The sequence below is a fragment of the Lysinibacillus sp. FSL R5-0849 genome (genome assembly GCF_038595075.1).
Classification (GTDB): Bacteria; Bacillota; Bacilli; order Bacillales_A; family Planococcaceae; genus Lysinibacillus; species Lysinibacillus fusiformis.
In genome coordinates this window covers 2,461,323-2,479,055 of the sequence record NZ_CP152004.1, presented here as the reverse complement: position 1 = coordinate 2,479,055, position 17,733 = coordinate 2,461,323, and the positions used below count along the sequence as shown (strand labels likewise).

The window sequence follows — 17,733 nt, the reverse complement described above, 5'->3', positions numbered from 1 at the left end:
AAGCTACGATGCGTCAGGTGTTTACGGATACTAGTGGTAGTCTGTCTTGCTTAAATTCCAATTTTAAGCAACTGTTGAAGATGTTTACTATTTAAAGTGTATATTAAAACTGTGAGCAATTTTTAAAAATTTAATGGGACCTGTCGCTAACTATTGACAGGAAATGCTATTATTATTAGGATGAGAACATAAATAGAACAAGTGTTTGTTTTTTGGAGGGGAATTTTTTTGACGAATAAACAGTCACCTAGCGTCTATAATGATGACGCTATACAAGTATTAGAAGGATTAGAAGCGGTGCGCAAACGACCAGGCATGTATATCGGTTCCACAGATGGCCGTGGACTTCATCACCTTGTGTATGAAATCGTTGATAATGCGGTGGATGAAGCATTGGCTGGCTTTGGATCTCATATTATTGTCAAGATTCACAAAGACCAGAGTATTAGCGTACGCGACTTTGGCCGTGGAATGCCAACTGGTATGCATAAGATGGGTAAACCTACTCCTGAAATTATTTTTACTGTCCTTCATGCAGGTGGTAAGTTTGGACAAGGCGGTTATAAAACGAGCGGCGGCTTGCACGGTGTAGGTTCTTCTGTCGTGAATGCGCTATCCACATTTTTAGAAGTAACCATCCATCGTGATGGTAAAAAATATCGCCAGCGCTTCGAGCATGGTGGACATCCAGTGACAACACTTGAAGAAATTGGTCAAACGAAGCAGACAGGTACGCTTGTTCATTTCCTACCTGATGAAACGATTTTCTCTGTTACAAAATATAATTATGATACGTTAGCAGAACGTTTAAGGGAGTCAGCTTTTTTATTAAAGGGCTTAAAAATTGAATTAATTGATGAGCGCGAGGAAGGTAAAAATGATATGTTCTTTTATGAGAACGGCATTGAAGCTTTCGTTGCTTATTTGAATGAAGAGAAAGATGTTCTTCATCCTGTGAAATATGTGGAAGGTATTCAAGATGATATTGAAGTAGAGTTCGCCTTCCAATATAACGATGGTTATTCTGAAACGATTTTGTCGTTTGTTAATAATGTACGGACACGAGATGGCGGTACCCATGAAACAGGTGCAAAAGCAGCTCTGACGCGTGTTTTTAATGAATACGCAAGAAAAATTGGTTTATTAAAGGATAAGGATAAAAACTTGGAAGGAACGGATATTCGAGAGGGCTTAGCAGCTATCGTATCTGTCCGTATTCCTGAGCACTTATTACAATTTGAAGGACAAACAAAGGGCAAGCTTGGTACAAGTGAGGCCCGTTCAGCAGTAGATAGTGTGGTGTCTGAGCAAATTTTGTATGTGCTAGAGGAAAATGCTGAATTGTCGGCATCTCTTGTGCGTAAAGCGATTCGTGCGCAGCAAGTACGTGAAGCGGCTCGTAAAGCTCGTGAGGATGCGCGAAATGGTAAGAAAAACAAAAAGGGTAGTACGATTCTGTCAGGGAAATTAACGCCTGCACAGTCACGTAATGCGGCGAGAAATGAATTATATTTAGTCGAAGGTGATTCAGCGGGTGGTTCTGCAAAACAAGGTCGCGATCGTACATTCCAGGCAATATTACCACTGCGCGGGAAAGTTATTAACACGGAAAAAGCCAAGCTTCAGGATATTATGAAAAACGAAGAAATTTCAACGATTATTCATGCGATTGGTGCAGGTGTTGGAACAGATTTTGCTGTTGAGGATTCAGCCTACAATAAAGTAGTCATTATGACCGATGCTGATACAGATGGCGCTCATATTCAAGTATTGCTATTAACGTTCTTCTACCGTTATATGCGTCCGCTCATCGAGGCTGGTAAAGTCTTTATTGCATTACCGCCACTTTATAAAGTTTCTAAAGGGACTGGCAAAAAAGAAGTGATTGAATATGCTTGGACAGAAAATGATTTACAAAAGGCCATCAAACAAGTTGGAAAGGGTTACATATTACAGCGCTATAAAGGTCTTGGTGAGATGAATGCAGACCAGCTATGGGATACAACAATGAACCCTGACACACGTACATTAATTCGTGTCACAATCGAGGATGGTGCACGTGCAGAGAGACGTGTCACGACGTTAATGGGCGATAAGGTAGAGCCACGTCGTAAATGGATCGAAGCCAATGTAGACTTCGGTATGGAGGATGATGCTAACATTTTAGAAAATGAATTCATCCAACAAGAGGAGGGCCAAGCATGAGTAGCACAGAAAAGTTTCAAGATTTACCTTTAGAAGAAGTAATGGGTGACCGTTTTGGTCGCTATAGTAAATATATTATTCAAGACCGCGCGTTGCCAGATGCACGTGACGGTCTTAAACCTGTACAGCGTCGAATTTTATATGCGATGTTTACAGAAGGTAATACACACGAAAAACCTTTCCGTAAATCGGCTAAAACAGTCGGTAATGTAATCGGTAATTACCATCCACACGGAGATAGCTCTGTCTATGAGGCAATGGTACGTATGAGTCAGGATTGGAAAGCTCGTCATATGCTCATTGAAATGCATGGGAATAACGGTTCAGTTGATGGAGATCCGCCAGCTGCCATGCGTTATACTGAGGCAAGACTATCTGCGATTGCGGGTGAAATGTTACGAGATATCGGGAAGAAAACGGTTGAATTCGTACCAAACTTCGATGATCAGGATATGGAGCCAACTGTTTTACCAGCACGTTTCCCTAATTTACTAGTAAACGGCTCTACAGGGATATCTGCGGGTTATGCAACTGATATTCCACCTCATGCACTAGATGAAGTGCTAGATGCTGTATTGATGCGCTTAGACAAGCCTACTGCAACAGTGGATGAATTGATGACGGTACTCAAAGGTCCAGATTTCCCAACAGGCGGTATTATTCAAGGTGTGGACGGCATTAAAAAGGCATATGAAACAGGGCGTGGTAAAATTATTGTCCGTGCGCAGGCTGTGGTGGAACCTATTAAGGGTGGCAAAGAGCAAATCGTTGTTACCGAATTACCATACGACGTGAATAAAGCGAATCTTGTAAAAAAAATTGATGAGCAGCGTGTAGATAAACGCCTTGAAGGGATTGCTGAAATTCGTGATGAATCTGACCGTACAGGGTTACGTGTCGTAATCGAGCTGAAAAAGGATGTTCCTGGACAAGGGATTTTACAGTACTTATTTAAAACAACAGATTTACAAGTAGCTTACAATTTTAATATGATTGCGATTCATAATCGTCGCCCAACGATGATGACATTGCCATTATTATTGGACGCCTATATTACTCACCAAAAAGAAGTGGTCACAAATCGTTCTATATATGATTTACAAAAGGCAAAGGATCGTTCCCATATCGTAGATGGCTTAATTAAAGCATTGTCTATTTTAGATGAAGTCATTGCGACAATTCGTTCTTCAAATGATAAGAAGGATGCCAAGCTCAATTTACAAGCAAAGTTCGATTTTACCGAGGTACAAGCAGAGGCGATTGTGAGCCTGCAATTATATCGTTTAACGAATACCGATATTACAGAGCTCCGCCAAGAACAGGATGATTTAAATAAATTGATTGCCAAGCTAGAAGGAATTTTACAAAGCGAGGCCAAGCTTGTACGTGTCATTAAACAGGAATTACTAGATATTAAAAAACGCTTCACAGAGCCGCGTCGCTCGAGAATTGAACAAGAAATAGAAGAAATTAAAATTACATTAGATGTCCTTGTTCCAAGCGAAGAGGTTGTGGTGACTGTCACGAAAGATGGCTATATTAAACGTACTTCTACACGATCCCATGCCGCTTCCAATGGTCAAGATTTTGCGATGAAGGATTCCGATTACTTATTGTATGAAGCAAACTTAAATACGCAGCATCATCTATTGTTATTTACAAATAGAGGGAATTATATTTATCAGCCAGTTCACGAATTACCTGATATTCGTTGGAAGGACCTTGGTCAGCATATTTCTAGTATTGTGCCAACAAGTGAAGATGAATCAATTATTGCAGTCTATGGCTTTGAAACATTTGAACAACCAAATACGTATATTTTAACTGCTACGAAAGATGGACAAATTAAACGTTCACCGCTCGCAGATTATGCAGTGACGCGTTACTCGAAGCCGATTAAAACAATGAATGTTAAAGCGGGCGATGCAATGATTTATGCATCGTTTATGACGGATGATGTGGAATTGCTCTTAACAACTGATACGGCGTATGCTATTCGATTCCCTATTGAGGAATTACCAGTTACTGGTGTGAAAACAGGCGGCGTTAAAGGGATTACGTTAAAAGATGGAGAAGCTTTAGTAGGGGTCAATGTTCTACAGCCAGATGAAACACAATATGTCGTTATTGTGACGCAACGAGGGGCTGTCAAGAAAATGAATGTCGCAGAGGTAGAAGTAGCAGGTCGTGCCAAACGTGGTCTTAAAGTCCTGACAGAATTAAAAGCAAATCCTCACCGAATTGTCGCTGTGATTCAAGCGACAAACGATGAGCAGGTTGTGATTGAAACTGAAAAAGGCGTCCAAGAGTTTATTGATGTTCAAGCATTGACACGTGCTGATCGTCATTCTAATGGTTCATTTAAAGTGGATATTGCAACAGATGGAGCCATTTCCCATGTCTTAACGGCCAAAAAAGAACAAAAACCAAGCTAAAATCATGCCCAGTCTCTATATTGTAGAGCTGGGCTATTTGTTGGAGTGGAACAACTATCCAAAAATAGCATCTTGTCATTTTAGATCAACTATGGGTATAATAATCATCGAAAAGTTCATAGCGAAAGAATGTAGGGGGGCTAGTTATGGCTAGCTGAGATTGTGTCCGATAGACACTGACCCTTTGAACCTGATTTGGCTCGTACCAGCGTAGGGAACATCTATTCAAAAAAGCAAAAGTTTTGGAGATTGATTGCAATACGTCTGGGAGGAATCCTAGGCGTTTTTTTGTTTTTCAATCAATATCTTACCAACCGTATATTACGCTTTCTTCTGGTGACAACATTCATTCTTGAACGCTTTCATATTACAAACTGGGAGGACCTAGCATGAAAAAATGGTTATTTATTTTAATAGCGGCACTAATGACGTTAGTAGGCTGTAGCGACAAGGAGGACAAGCAAGCTGCTGATACAAAGAAAAAGGTGTCAGTGGTTCTCGATTGGACACCGAATACGAATCATACAGGATTGTATGTTGCGAAAAAGCTTGGTTATTTTGAAGAACAGGGCTTAGATGTTGATATTATTATGCCAGGAGAGGCAGGAGCCGATCAGCTCGTAGCTTCCGGTAAGGCAGAATTTGGCGTGAGCTATCAGGAGGGCATTACACAGGCTCGTGTTCAGGATGTGCCACTTGTCTCAATAGCAGCCATCATCCAGCATAATACATCTGGATTTGCTTCTGTAGAATCAAAGGGTATTACATCTCCAAAGGACTTTGAAGGAAAAACGTATGGTGGCTGGGGGGCGCCACTCGAACAAGCAGTATTACAATCATTAATGCAAAAAGAAAACGCTGATATTAATAAATTAGATATTGTCAATGCAGGAGATTTAGATTTCTTCACAATGATGAAAAAAGACATCGACTTTGCTTGGATTTATTATGCTTGGACAGGAATTGAGGCAGAGCTTCGTGGGGAAAAGATTAATATGCTGTATTTAACGGACTACAGTGATCAGTTAGATTACTATACACCTGTTTTAGCAACTAATGAAAAAATGCTTCAAAACAATCCAGACATCGTCAAAGCTTTTGTTGCGGCTGCATCGAAGGGCTATGAATATGCAATCGAGCATCCGAATGAAGCTGCCGATATTTTACTAGAAGAAGCCCCAGACTTAGATAAGGAATTAGTGCATAAAAGCCAAGAGTGGTTGGCTGATAAGTATCAGGATGACGCTAAACAATGGGGTGAGCAAAAGCTTTCTGTATGGGAAAACTATGCTAAATGGATGTCGAGCAACAAAGTATTAGAGGGCGAATTTGATGCTAAACAAGCGTTTACGAATGAGTTCTTACCGAAAAAGGAGGCCAAATAACATGGCAAATTCATTAATCAGTGTCCAAATTATTCCGAAGACAGAGAAGTATGAGGATGTCATTCCTTATGTAGATGCGGCCATTGCAGTTATTAATGCATCTGGTGTGAAATATGAGGTTCATCCACTTGAAACAACGATGGAGGGTGAGCTTACAACTCTCCTTCAAATCATTGAAAAAATGAATATTAAGATGGTCGAGCTAGGAGCCATTAATGTCATTACACAAGTAAAAATTTTATATCAACCAAATGGAATTACAATGGCTACATTAACGGAGAAATATCAGTCATGAAACGGGCATTACAAAAGGGAAGGACGATAATTTTTATCGCCTTCCTCTTATTCATATGGGAGCTTGTTGTGCATATCGCTGATGTTCCTCCATGGCTCCTTCCAGCACCGAGCATAATTGTAGTAGAAGGCATTCAATCGTATCAGACGTTCCTGCCACATGCTCTGGCTACTGTGCAATTAGCTTTACTAGGACTTGCTATTGGAGTTGGCTGTGGTCTAACAGTGGCAATTGTTTTGCATCGTTTTACTTTCATTCGGTCGTTATTTTACCCGATTCTCATTATGTCGCAAAACATACCTATTCTTGTGTTAGCACCGCTGCTTATTATTTGGTTTGGCTTTGGCTTATTACCAAAGCTCATCATTATTTGTCTAGTGTGCTTTTTCCCTATTGTCATAGCGACAATGGACGGTTTTCGTCAAACAGCACCCGAGTTAAAGCATTACTTTGAAATGATTGGTGCAACGAAGGCCCAAACGTTTTGGAAACTAGAATGGCCACATGCCTACCCAGCTATTTTCTCAGGTGTAAAAATTGCTACAACTTATAGCGTAATGGGGGCAGTCATTGCGGAGTGGCTTGGTGCGAAAAAGGGAATTGGTGTATACATGACCTTAGCACAATCCTCCTTCCGTACAGATCGAGTGTTTGTCGCAATTTTTGCGATTGTCTTGTTAAGCTTATTGTTATTTAGTAGTATTCGTTTGCTTGAAAAATTAATGGTAAAGGGGAGAAGTTATCATGCTCAGCATTCAAAACATCGCTAAGTCCTTTAACAGTCTACATGTTCTTGATAATATTTCCTTTGATGTCAAGAATGGTGAGTTTGTGGCCATTGTAGGTCCATCCGGCAGTGGTAAAAGTACCCTTTTTCAATTAATTGGTGGGGTCTCTTCGGTTGATCAAGGGGTGATTTTATTAAATGGAGAGGATATCCTGCAAAAAAGAGGAACAATTGGCTATATGCCACAGCAGCCTTGTCTACTGCCTTGGCGTACTATTTTAGAGAATGTAACTATAGTTGAGGAACTGCAGCAAAAGCCTAATGTTGAACGTGCAAAGGGGTGGCTAGAAAAGGTAGGACTTGCTTCCTTTAGCCATGCTTATCCAAACCAGCTATCTGGAGGGATGCAACAACGTGTATCCTTCATCCGTGCCATTGTCAGTGATAAACCTATTTTATGTCTAGATGAACCATTTTCTGCGCTCGATGAATTTACAAGACTGGAAATGCAGGCATGGCTACTGTCCATTTGGGAAGAACATCGAAAATCCATCTTATTTGTCACACATAGTATTGAGGAGGCACTCTTTTTAGCGGATCGTATACTTGTTTTATCGAAACGACCTGCAACGGTGAAAAAAGAAATCATTGTCCCGTTTGAGCGTCCTCGCAAAGAAGAAATTCGTCATTCGGCCACATTCACAGCCTTGAAGCAACAATTATTCATGTATTTACAGGAAGAAAAGGGTGATTTGCATGTTGATTGATGCCCATATTCATTTAGATCAGTATAAGGACGTGGAAATACCTTCTTTATTGGAAGAAGTAGAGGCATTAATTGCGGTAAGTATGCAGCTGTCCTCCTGTCAAAAGACGTTGAATTTAGCGAAGGTCTATCCCAAAGTGAAGGCAGCTTTTGGTTTCCATCCCGAGCAACCTTTACCGAGTGAAATAGAAGAGAAGGCTTTATTTGATTGGATTCGCTCGCATAGTGATGAGATGATAGCAGTCGGCGAGGTCGGTTTACCCTATTATTTAAGGCAAGAACAAGCTTTGGATGTTCGTCCGTATGAGGCTTTATTGGAACGATTTATCGTATTGGCGAAAGAGTTGGACAAACCGATTGTATTGCATGCTGTGTATGAGGATGCTACCGTTGTGTGCGAATTACTAGAAAAGCATCAGCTTCGTCAGGCACATTTCCATTGGTTTAAAGGGGACGAGGCAGTTGTGAAACGCATGATTCAGCAAGGTTATTTTATCTCCGTTACGCCTGATGCATTGTATGAAGAGGAAATTCAACAGTTAATTCAAATCTACCCGATTGAATTAATGATGGTTGAAACAGATGGTCCATGGCCGTTTGAAGGTCCATTTACAAATAAACCTACGTCTCCGTGGATGATGCATTCGACGATTGAGGTGATTGCAGCCATCAAGGGATTGTCTATACAAGAAGCGGCTCAAATTATCACTCAAAATACGACAAACTTTTATCGACTTTAAACTAATTTTGTAAATGACACTTGTGTTTTCTACAATAATAAAAGCAGTATAGGATACAAACTAATTATCCGTATACTGCTTTTTATGTTTAGTAAAATCATGCTTCAATTTCTCTGTCTTTGTTTTGGTGGTGCGTTCATGTGTACTGAAGGAATTGGATTGGCGATTTTTCTCTACATCCTTGCCAACAGTTCTTTTTATTTGCATTCGCTTCTTTTTCGCCCTAGATTGAGCCATTTTCATTCCCTCCTTTTAACAATTATAGTAACGAAAATGAAAGAAAAAGTAAAACCTCGTAAGCAAGAACTTACGAGGTTTATGACATAGATTTAGTGAGATACGTCCTGTACAGAAATACCTGTGTTTGCTTTAACGTCAACTTCACGATATTTTGCATCATCAGTTTCTTTAGAAAGTAATGTGCCGATGAAACCACCAAGGAAACCAAGCGGTACAGAGATTAGGGCAGGGTTCGTTAACATAATTAACGGATCACCCACGAAAATCGCCTTGCCTTCAACTGGATTCCATACGTTTGGTGACATAGCTACTAATACTAAAGCAGAGATTAAACCTGTTAACATCGCTGTAACAGCACCAGCTGTATTAAAGCGTTTCCAATAGATTGTGTAAATAATAACTGGAAGGTTAGCAGAGCCTGCAATACAGAATGCTAAAGATACTAAGAACGCAACGTTTAAAGTTTGTGCACCAAGTGCTAATAAAATGGAAATTATAGCGATTGTAATCGAACCGATACGTGCTGCAAGAACTTGCTCTTTTTCAGTAATTTTACCCTTTTTAATGATTTGCCCATAAATATCATGTGATAGGGCAGAGGCACCTGAAAGTACAAGACCTGCTACTACCGCTAAAATTGTTGCGAATGCTACCGCACAAACGAATGAGAATAGAATGTCGCCACCTAGTGCTTCTGCAAGAAGTGGGGCAGCCATATTACCAGCAGCGTTAGCCGCAATAATATCTTCTTTTCCAACGAATGCTGCTGCACCGAAACCTAAGAAAATTGTTAAAACGTAGAAGATACCTACAATCCAAGTAGCCCAAATAACAGATGAACGAGCCGTTTTTGCATCCTTTACAGTGAAGAAACGCATTAAAATATGTGGAAGACCCGCAGTACCTAATACTAATGCAATTAACATGGAAATTGTGTCAAGTCCATTTGTATATTTTAGACCTGGGTTTAAATAAGCAGCGCCACTATCTGTCGCTGTAGACATTTCTTTGAACATTGTTGCAATACTGAAGCCAAACTCTTTTAATACTAAGAATGAGATAATAACTGTACCTAGCATTAAAAGACAAGCTTTAATAATTTGAACCCATGAAGTCGCTGTCATACCACCGAATAATACGTAGGTTGTCATCATGAAACCTACGATCAATACAGCTACCCAGTAGTCGATACCTAAAAGTAATTGAATAAGTGCTCCTGCACCAACTAGTTGTGCAATCATGTAGAATAAAACAATTGTAATCGTGCTTAAAGCAGCTGTTCCACGTACTTTTGAGTTATTGAAACGAGCTGTAATCATGTCAGCTAAAGTGAATTTCCCAAGGTTACGTAATGGCTCAGCAACGATGTATAATACCACTAAGTAAGCTACTAAATAACCAATAGAGAAGAAGAATCCGTCAAATCCAAATAATGCTACTGCACCTGCAATCCCTAAGAAAGAGGCTGCTGATAAATAGTCACCTGCGATAGCTAGTCCATTTTGCCAGCCTGTTAAGCCCCCGCCAGCTGTATAGAAGTCACTTGCAGAAGATGTACGTTTAGATGCCCACCATGTGATAACTAATGTTAAACCAACAATGGCTACGAAGAAGAATATGGCTGTAAAACTCATTCCGTTATTCATCGGCGGCCACCTCCGTTCTCATATTCTGCGATAATCGCTTTTGCTTCTCTGTCGAAGTTGTTTGCTTTAGCTACATATAAATGACATAACCCCCATGTCATGATGAATAGCCCTGCGGAATAAATCCACACCCAAGTAATTTCCCCAAATGCCTTTTGGTGTAGAATTGTTGTGTACGATGTCAGAATTGGTAACAACATGTAGGCCAATAAAAATATGGCAGTCATAGACCAAAGAAAAGAGTTCTTTCTGCGTACAAGAGACTTAAACGATTCTTGGTTTGCAATTGCATCATAGTCAATCACGACACCTTTTTTTGCTTGATTGTTCGCCATTAACATTCCCCATTTTGTGTATATTTTTTCTGCCTTAAGACTTGATTTTGCTAGTTTAGTGAATTCACATTCTCATTTTATGAAAGAGTTCACAAAATTGCAATACATTTCAGAAAAATTATGTAAAAAAAATTTTTCTGAAAATAGTCCTGAAAGAGAAAAAAACCTCCGAAACCAAGAACATCTAGGGTTTTAGAATATTCAGATAAATAAATGAAGCAAAGAGAAATCTAGATTCTTGACAAAAAAAGAATGATAAATCCACAAAAATGCCTTGGTTTTTTATCCATATTTAAACACTATTGCCTTAGTGAAAATTGGTTTTTTTCTGTATTTTGGAAGTCAAATAATATTGTTCGATAAGTAATTTGCTAGTTGTTGAATAACAAAAAAGGCGAAAAACTCGACCGAAAATCGAATTTTTTGCCTATTTTTTTGTATATTTTGAATTTCAATTCATTATGCATACAGTGTATAAAAATTAGTGAGAAATATCAGATACAGAAACACCAGTATTCGCTTTTACACGAATTTCTTTATAAATACGTTCAGCCTCTTCAGTTGGTACTTTACTAGATGACAGGACCGATCCCAAATAACCTGCAATAAAGCCTAATGGAATGGTAATAATGGCTGGAACAGCTAGTGGTACAAGTGGTTTACCAACAAAAATAGCTGCACCTTCAACAGGACTCCATACATTTGGTCCCATCGCTCCTAAGATCAAACAAGAAATTAACCCTGTTAGCATCGCTGCTACAGCACCAGTAGAGTTGAACTTCTTCCAATAGATCGTATAAAGAATGACAGGTAAATTCGCGGATGCACCAATACAAAACGCAAATGACACTAGGAACGAAACATTTAAGCTTTGTGCAAACAGCGCTAAAACAATGGAGACAATTGCAATTGAGATAGAGCCTGTCCGTGCTGCTACTACCTGTTGCTTTTCCGTTAATTTTCCATCTTTAATAATTTCTCCATATATATCGTGTGAAATCGCTGATGCACCCGTTAAAACTAAGCCAGAAACAACCGCTAAAATTGTCGCAAAGGCTACAGCACCGATAAAGGCCATTAACACATCTCCACCTAAATAATGTGCCAGCAGTGGGGCAGCTGTGTTACCAGCCTTACTTTCAGCTAAAATTTGATCTAAACCTACAAAATTTAACGCACCGAAGCCTAAAAATATTGTTAATGAGAAGAAGATAGCTGTAATCCAAGTTGTCCATGATATAGACGAGCGAGCCGTTTTGGCATCTTTTACAGTAAAGAAGCGCATTAAAATATGTGGTAAACCTGATGTTCCTAAAACTAAGGCCATCATCATCGATACGGAATCAATCGTGCTTGTGTATTTAATTCCTGGTACAAGGAATTCCTCCCCATGATCGACGGCAATGGTGTCAAACATTTTCATTAGAGAGAAATCAAATTTCACTAATACTAATGTAGCTAATAAGCCTGTCCCGAATAATAGTAAACTAGCTTTTATAATTTGTACCCACGAAGTTGCTGTCATGCCACCGAATAATACGTAGGTAGTCATCATTACACCGACAATTAACACGGCAATCCAATATTCAATGCCGAATAGTAGTTTTATCAATGCACCTGCACCTACAAGCTGTGCAATCATATACAGAATGACAATAATAATCGTACCTGATGCCGCCACGCCACGAATTCGTTTTTCATTAAAACGAGCCGTTAACATGTCAGCAAGTGTATAGCGGCCTAAATTACGCATAGGCTCAGCGATGATATATAGAAGAACTAAGTTGGCTACAACATAGCCCACAGAGAAAAAGAAACCATCAAAGCCAGTTAAAGCAATCGCACCAGACACCCCAAGAAAGGCTGCAGCTGATAAATAATCACCAGCAATCGCAAAGCCATTTTGCCACCCCTTTAATCCGCCGCCAGCTGTATAAAAATCAGCTGCTGAGGAAGTACGCTTGGCTGCAATATAGGTAACAACAAGTGTTAAACCAACAATAGCTAAAAAGAAACCTACGGATACAATGTTCATTTAGTTACCACCTTTCGCATGATACTCGGCGAGCACAGCAGCTGCAGCTTTATCGAATGAAGCAGCTTTTTTTACATATACTGTACAGAGCACGATGGTCATCACAAATAATCCAGCCGAGTAAACCCAAACTCCAGTAATATTTCCGAAGATTTTTTGTTGTAGTACAGGCTGGAATGCAAGGATCGGAAGCAAAATATAAAGAATAAGAAACACTGCTGTAATCGAGAAAAGAAAGGTGTTTTTCCTTTTCACAAAGCTATTGAATGATTCCATTGCCTCAATTGCATGATAATCAACGCGTTGTGCTTGTTTTTCACTAGAAACATTCGCCATTATTATTCCCCCTAAAGTTATATATTTCTGTTTTAAACGACATATTTCTTTTTCGTTCGCCGTTATATTCACTTATTTTATGGGGGATATTCTTATAATGCAATACTAATTTTTGAGTTTTTATAATTTTTAGTTATTTCATTTTTATGGGAATAACATAGAAATATTAAGGGTTTACTAGAAAAATATTGTATGAAAGAGAGTGTTTATTTCTATTGATATAATATTCTTAAAATAGATTACTGCTAATAAAAATGACTGTGGGAGAAAATAATCACTTAAAAGAGAATTTTCTGTATTTTATTATTCTGCTATTAATATCCAGTGTTGATTAATAGTGTGGAATCGTTTGTTATATAACAATGGAATTTTTCTTTGGGAAATAAAGAAAATGATAAAAAAAAGCTTTGAAAATTTTTAAAAAAGGAGAGCCATTTGGGAAAAGTAGAGTGATGTAATGCCAAAAATAGTTAATGTTCACAACTTACACAAAATGCAACGCTTGGATAAGCTCATTATCTTGTATTTGGAATCTAGAATGCATAAAATAAGGTGAAGAAATGAAGGGAAGTGTGCAAAATAAATGAAAAAGAAAAGCATGCTGCTAGTTTTAGTACTAGCATTCAGTAGCATTTTAGCTGCTTGCGGAAGTTACAAGTTTGAGCCATCTCTAAATATTGAGGTTCAAGATTTTAATGTAACCAATCAAAAAAATGAACAAGTGAGCCTTGATAATTTAAAGGGCAAGCCTTGGTTGGCCATGTTTATTTTTACAAACTGTACGACAATCTGTCCGCCTATGACATTTAATATGACAGAAGTACAGCAGGCCTTACAGGATGAAGGTCTTGAGGATTATCAAATTGTTGCATTTAGTGTAGATCCGGAAGTGGATAAGCCAGACGTATTAACAAACTACTTAAAAACGTATAACGTTGTAGATGAAAGTAAATGGCAGCTATTAACAGGCTATCAGCAGAAATTTATCGAGCAATTTGCACGTAAATCATTCAATTCATTAGTCAAGAATGATCCTAACTCAGACCAAGTCATACATATGTCGAGCTATTATTTAGTGAATGCAGACGGCACAGTTGTAAAAGACTATGATGGCGCGACAAACGTACCAGTTGAAACAATCGTTGGAGATATGAAGGCTCTTATTAAGGAAAGCAAGTAACTCAAGTAACACAGAGGTCCATGTGACTTCTGTGTTTTTTTGTTGTATAGAGACGAGCTTCGAAAATTGATTCGTCTCGATTTACTTTCTCAATATTGCACGGAATAGCCCTGTATTATATTGTTGTATTCATAACGGTTCAATAACTTAAACTATTCAACTAATTAAAGGAGGTATTCACTTAATGACTAAAGAGGAACAGCTACACATCATTAAAGAAAATTTTATGAACTGTCAAAAGGTATTATTGGCAATTGGTGATGAAACACGTCAATCTATTTTACTTGTTCTAATGGCAACAGATTGTCAAACAGGCTTGCGTGTTGGGGAAATCACAGAGCAAACACATCTTTCTAGACCTGCTGTGTCACACCACCTTAAAATTTTACGAGATGCTGGCGTTATTTTAATGCGTAAAGAAGGGACAAAAAATTTTTATTATATAGATATACGTACGAGATTAGGTTTACTAAAAACACTTGTTACAGATATTGAATCGTTGTTAAAGGAATATTATTGAAACGACTGGTATCAGACATGAATTGGAGGAATCAACAATGAAAGCAATGGTAATTGATAAATATGGCGCTGCTCCCATGCGTTTAGCAGAAGTGCCTACACCTAATATTGGTGAATATGAAATTCTAGCAGAAATTCGTGCGGCCAGTATTAATCCGATCGATTTTAAAATACGAGATGGGAAAGTAAAACTATTAATTAAGTATGAAATGCCTCTAATCCTCGGAAATGATTTTTCAGGAGTTGTGGTAAGGGTTGGTACAAAGGTAAGTCGATTTAAAGTAGGAGATGAAATATATGCACGGCCACGTAAAAGCAAAATTGGCACCTTTGCCGAATTTATTGCAATTCATGAGGATGACATAGCGTTAAAGCCTAAAAATTTAAGTTTTGAGGAAGCTGCGTCCATCCCACTCGTTGGCTTAACTTCATACCAAGCATTGCATGACATCATGCAATTACAAACAGGACAAAAAGTATTGATTCATGCAGGGTCTGGTGGTGTCGGTACTTTTGCTATTCAATTAGCTAAATTAATGGGGGCAACTGTGGCAACGACTGCTAGTGAAGCTGGGGCAAATCTAGTAACAACGCTCGGTGCTGATGAAGTAATCAACTATAAGACAGAAAAGTTTGAGGAGCTATTAGAAAATTATGATGCAGTTTTCGACACACTCGGAGGGACGTCACTCGAAAAATCCTTTGAGATAATTAAACGTGGAGGAAAAATCGTTTCAGTTTCAGGCTTACCGAATGCACGCTTTGCGAAAGAGCATGGCTCAGGTTTTTTTAAAAGATTATTGTTTTCAGCAGCAAGTTATAAACTGACTGCACTTGAAAAGAAGCATGATGCTCACTATTCATTTTTATTTATGAAGCCAAGTGGTGAGCAATTACGTATAATTGCGGACTATATTGAATCGGGTAAAATCAAACCTGTCATAGATAGAATTTTTTCATTTGAAGAAGCTCAACAAGCAATGGAATATGCCGAGTCTGGAAGGGCTAAGGGGAAAATCATAGTCAAAATCAAGTAATGGACTAAGCGATTCAGGTTGTTATCCCATGTTGGCAAAGCAAATGCTCACTTATAAATTTCTTTTTATATGGAAAATTTTGCTGTAAAATAAGTTCTAGGTCGATTTAGAAAAAAAGGATGATTTAATGAAGAAAGCAGTGAAAATAGCCTCCTAAAACCAGCCAAAATTTTAGGAGGCGTGAAAAAATGAAATTTTATTTGATAGACCGCGAGAATTGGCAACGAAAAGAGTATTTTGAACACTATTTGCAACAACAAACATCATTCAGTATAACGAATGATATTAATATTACTATTTTGATGGAGAATTTAAAGAAAAAGAATTTGAAACTATATCCTGCGTTTATTTTTATGATTACTAAAATAGTCAATGCACATCAAGAATTCAGAACTAACTTTAACGCAGAAGGGCAGTTAGGGTATTGGGAGGAAATGTTGCCTTCATACACAATTTTTGATAAACAGTCATGCACATTTTCTTGCGTTTGGACATCTAATTTCACTACATTTACTGAATTCTACACGCAATATGAGCAAGATATAGAAACATATAATGGTACAGATCGAATGTTTCCCAAAATGCCTATACCAGAAAATAATATTCCTATCTCCATGATACCATGGTGTTCTTTCACCGGATTTAATTTGAACATTCATAATGGTGGAGATTATCTATTACCGATTATAACGGGTGCTCAATATGCTTCTATAAATGGGGAGTATCGCTTACCAATTTCGCTACAGTTTCATCATGCAGTTTGTGATGGTTATCATGCAGGGATTTTTATGAATGAGCTGCAAAAACTTGCTGATAATAGTGCAGAATGGCTATAGTTTTTATAAAAGGAGCTGTGATTGCAGCTTCTTTTTTGGGGACATAACAGTTTATTTGTAATTAGAAGGTGGAAGCGTCCGTCATAGCTGAAGACACCAATGTTATGTTTTTGAAACCACCGTTTTATTTATAACAGTCTAGTAACTAGAGAGGCTTTCTATTCAAATGAAATTTATAGTAAACTAACCAAAAGCGAGGAGAGAAATTATGATGAAACAACTAATCGTCGGTGACACATTGCATGAATTGACCGCTACACGTCGTATTTTGGAACGTTTGCCTGAGGAGCATCTGTCATGGAAACCTCACGAGAAGTCGATGACGCTCGGTGGGCTAGCCACACATTTGATTAATATACTGAACTGGCAAATTGCTATACTTCAATACTCAGAGTTTGATCTCTTAACCGTACCGCTAAGAAGAGAACCTTTAGAAAAACAATCGGATATTCTAAATGAGTTTGACGGAAACGTTGACAAGCTGGAACAAATGCTTGCCGAATGTGACGAAAATATGCTAGGTCAAGAATGGATATTGCGTCAAGGTGACCATATCATTCGCCGTGAGCCACGTGCACTCGCATTCCGTACCTTCGGATTAAGCCATATGGTCCACCACCGAGGGCAACTCGGAGTATACTTGCGCCTTCTCGATATTCCCGTCCCTGGCATGTACGGTCCCTCTGCTGACGAACAAACCTCATGAGCGAAGGTTCTTCATTCGAAAAGGGTAGAAACATAGTTTGAAGGCTCATATTTTAGCAAATGTCTGCCACCTTACATGAAAATGCTTAGTATAAAAGGAGCGACCAAAGCTAATTGTCTTATAAAGGACAAGGCGTTTTGGACGTTTCTTTTATTTTGATGAAATTGTATTAATCCTAAGTGGATGGTAAAAAAAATTTTAAATTGGATGGTGATAAAAAATTAAAATCCTTTATCATTGAAAGGCGGATGATCAAACATCCATATAGCGACATTACATATTAATGAGAAATCAAATTATTAATAAAGTA

At 38.5% G+C, this 17,733-nt stretch carries 17 protein-coding genes and 1 riboswitch; of the genes, 12 read left to right on the top strand and 5 right to left on the bottom strand.

What is annotated here, in order from left to right; translation table 11 throughout:
- The first annotated feature begins 228 nt into the window (after positions 1-228).
- The 7 genes from parE to MKY80_RS12040 all read left to right on the top strand — a co-directional run bounded on the left by parE (position 229) and on the right by MKY80_RS12040 (position 8,553).
- Positions 229-2,205: a DNA topoisomerase IV subunit B gene (gene parE / locus MKY80_RS12070; RefSeq protein ID WP_008178755.1), complete on the top strand. Its 1,977-nt coding sequence runs from the start codon at positions 229-231 to the stop codon at positions 2,203-2,205.
- On the top strand, positions 2,202-4,640 hold the full coding sequence (gene parC, locus MKY80_RS12065) for a DNA topoisomerase IV subunit A (RefSeq protein ID WP_008178756.1): 2,439 nt from the start codon (positions 2,202-2,204) through the stop codon (positions 4,638-4,640). Before parE ends, parC begins: the two co-directional genes overlap by 4 nt.
- Positions 4,641-4,763: 123 nt before the next feature.
- Positions 4,764-4,874, top strand: a riboswitch (TPP riboswitch).
- A gap of 155 nt (positions 4,875-5,029) precedes the next feature.
- Entirely contained in the window at positions 5,030-6,025 is a 996-nt protein-coding gene (locus MKY80_RS12060) for an ABC transporter substrate-binding protein (protein ID WP_239354674.1), read from the top strand.
- Between the two features lies 1 nt (position 6,026).
- The gene (locus tag MKY80_RS12055; RefSeq protein WP_008178760.1) at positions 6,027-6,320 is read left to right on the top strand and encodes a thiamine-binding protein; all 294 of its coding nucleotides are present in this window, start codon (positions 6,027-6,029) and stop codon (positions 6,318-6,320) included.
- Positions 6,317-7,090, top strand: a complete 774-nt coding sequence (locus MKY80_RS12050; protein ID WP_239354672.1) for an ABC transporter permease — start codon at positions 6,317-6,319, stop codon at positions 7,088-7,090. The genes MKY80_RS12055 and MKY80_RS12050 overlap by 4 nt, the downstream gene beginning before the upstream one ends.
- Positions 7,065-7,814: an ABC transporter ATP-binding protein gene (locus tag MKY80_RS12045; RefSeq protein ID WP_089987190.1), complete on the top strand. Its 750-nt coding sequence runs from the start codon at positions 7,065-7,067 to the stop codon at positions 7,812-7,814. The genes MKY80_RS12050 and MKY80_RS12045 overlap by 26 nt, the downstream gene beginning before the upstream one ends.
- Positions 7,804-8,553: a TatD family hydrolase gene (locus tag MKY80_RS12040; RefSeq protein ID WP_008181306.1), complete on the top strand. Its 750-nt coding sequence runs from the start codon at positions 7,804-7,806 to the stop codon at positions 8,551-8,553. The genes MKY80_RS12045 and MKY80_RS12040 overlap by 11 nt, the downstream gene beginning before the upstream one ends.
- 60 nt (positions 8,554-8,613) lie before the next feature.
- Here MKY80_RS12040 and MKY80_RS12035 read toward each other — a convergent pair whose 3' ends face one another.
- The 5 genes from MKY80_RS12035 to MKY80_RS12015 all read right to left on the bottom strand — a co-directional run bounded on the left by MKY80_RS12035 (position 8,614) and on the right by MKY80_RS12015 (position 13,145).
- Positions 8,614-8,790, bottom strand: a complete 177-nt coding sequence (locus MKY80_RS12035; protein ID WP_164908714.1) for a hypothetical protein — start codon at positions 8,788-8,790, stop codon at positions 8,614-8,616.
- A 92-nt stretch (positions 8,791-8,882) separates the two neighbouring features.
- Positions 8,883-10,427 (bottom strand): sodium/solute symporter, encoded by a 1,545-nt coding sequence (locus MKY80_RS12030; RefSeq protein ID WP_043990796.1) that lies wholly within the window; start codon positions 10,425-10,427, stop codon positions 8,883-8,885.
- An 8-nt stretch (positions 10,428-10,435) separates the two neighbouring features.
- Positions 10,436-10,774, bottom strand: coding sequence for a DUF485 domain-containing protein (locus MKY80_RS12025; protein WP_025116302.1), 339 nt, complete (start codon positions 10,772-10,774; stop codon positions 10,436-10,438).
- A 481-nt stretch (positions 10,775-11,255) separates the two neighbouring features.
- On the bottom strand, positions 11,256-12,809 hold the full coding sequence (locus MKY80_RS12020; RefSeq protein WP_008181316.1) for a cation acetate symporter: 1,554 nt from the start codon (positions 12,807-12,809) through the stop codon (positions 11,256-11,258).
- Positions 12,810-13,145: a DUF485 domain-containing protein gene (locus MKY80_RS12015; RefSeq protein ID WP_089987187.1), complete on the bottom strand. Its 336-nt coding sequence runs from the start codon at positions 13,143-13,145 to the stop codon at positions 12,810-12,812.
- 583 nt (positions 13,146-13,728) lie between these two features.
- Here MKY80_RS12015 and MKY80_RS12010 point away from each other — a divergent pair.
- From MKY80_RS12010 to MKY80_RS11990, 5 genes are all read left to right on the top strand, one after another.
- Complete coding sequence (locus MKY80_RS12010) at positions 13,729-14,325, top strand: SCO family protein (protein ID WP_008181322.1); 597 nt, start codon at positions 13,729-13,731, stop codon at positions 14,323-14,325.
- A 175-nt stretch (positions 14,326-14,500) separates the two neighbouring features.
- Positions 14,501-14,845 (top strand): metalloregulator ArsR/SmtB family transcription factor, encoded by a 345-nt coding sequence (locus tag MKY80_RS12005; protein ID WP_089987186.1) that lies wholly within the window; start codon positions 14,501-14,503, stop codon positions 14,843-14,845.
- Between the two features lie 37 nt (positions 14,846-14,882).
- Positions 14,883-15,881: an NADP-dependent oxidoreductase gene (locus MKY80_RS12000; RefSeq protein ID WP_342529405.1), complete on the top strand. Its 999-nt coding sequence runs from the start codon at positions 14,883-14,885 to the stop codon at positions 15,879-15,881.
- A 188-nt stretch (positions 15,882-16,069) separates the two neighbouring features.
- A complete protein-coding gene (gene catA, locus MKY80_RS11995) occupies positions 16,070-16,717 on the top strand; it encodes a type A chloramphenicol O-acetyltransferase (protein ID WP_342529403.1) in 648 nt (215 codons plus the stop codon).
- 208 nt (positions 16,718-16,925) lie between these two features.
- A complete protein-coding gene (locus MKY80_RS11990) occupies positions 16,926-17,423 on the top strand; it encodes a DinB family protein (RefSeq protein ID WP_171364910.1) in 498 nt (165 codons plus the stop codon).
- Positions 17,424-17,733 lie beyond the last annotated feature (310 nt).

Coding starts and splice junctions, on each gene's coding strand:
- MKY80_RS12010 (WP_008181322.1), top strand. CDS start 13,729: ATGAAAAAGAAAAGCATGCTGCTAGTTTTAGTACTAGCATTCAGTAGC.
- MKY80_RS12030 (WP_043990796.1), bottom strand. CDS start 10,427: ATGAGTTTTACAGCCATATTCTTCTTCGTAGCCATTGTTGGTTTAACA.
- MKY80_RS12020 (WP_008181316.1), bottom strand. CDS start 12,809: ATGAACATTGTATCCGTAGGTTTCTTTTTAGCTATTGTTGGTTTAACA.
- MKY80_RS11990 (WP_171364910.1), top strand. CDS start 16,926: ATGATGAAACAACTAATCGTCGGTGACACATTGCATGAATTGACCGCT.
- parC (WP_008178756.1), top strand. CDS start 2,202: ATGAGTAGCACAGAAAAGTTTCAAGATTTACCTTTAGAAGAAGTAATG.
- MKY80_RS12040 (WP_008181306.1), top strand. CDS start 7,804: ATGTTGATTGATGCCCATATTCATTTAGATCAGTATAAGGACGTGGAA.
- MKY80_RS12015 (WP_089987187.1), bottom strand. CDS start 13,145: ATGGCGAATGTTTCTAGTGAAAAACAAGCACAACGCGTTGATTATCAT.
- MKY80_RS12000 (WP_342529405.1), top strand. CDS start 14,883: ATGAAAGCAATGGTAATTGATAAATATGGCGCTGCTCCCATGCGTTTA.
- MKY80_RS12055 (WP_008178760.1), top strand. CDS start 6,027: ATGGCAAATTCATTAATCAGTGTCCAAATTATTCCGAAGACAGAGAAG.
- MKY80_RS12050 (WP_239354672.1), top strand. CDS start 6,317: ATGAAACGGGCATTACAAAAGGGAAGGACGATAATTTTTATCGCCTTC.
- MKY80_RS12035 (WP_164908714.1), bottom strand. CDS start 8,790: ATGGCTCAATCTAGGGCGAAAAAGAAGCGAATGCAAATAAAAAGAACT.
- MKY80_RS12060 (WP_239354674.1), top strand. CDS start 5,030: ATGAAAAAATGGTTATTTATTTTAATAGCGGCACTAATGACGTTAGTA.
- MKY80_RS12025 (WP_025116302.1), bottom strand. CDS start 10,774: ATGGCGAACAATCAAGCAAAAAAAGGTGTCGTGATTGACTATGATGCA.
- MKY80_RS12045 (WP_089987190.1), top strand. CDS start 7,065: ATGCTCAGCATTCAAAACATCGCTAAGTCCTTTAACAGTCTACATGTT.
- catA (WP_342529403.1), top strand. CDS start 16,070: ATGAAATTTTATTTGATAGACCGCGAGAATTGGCAACGAAAAGAGTAT.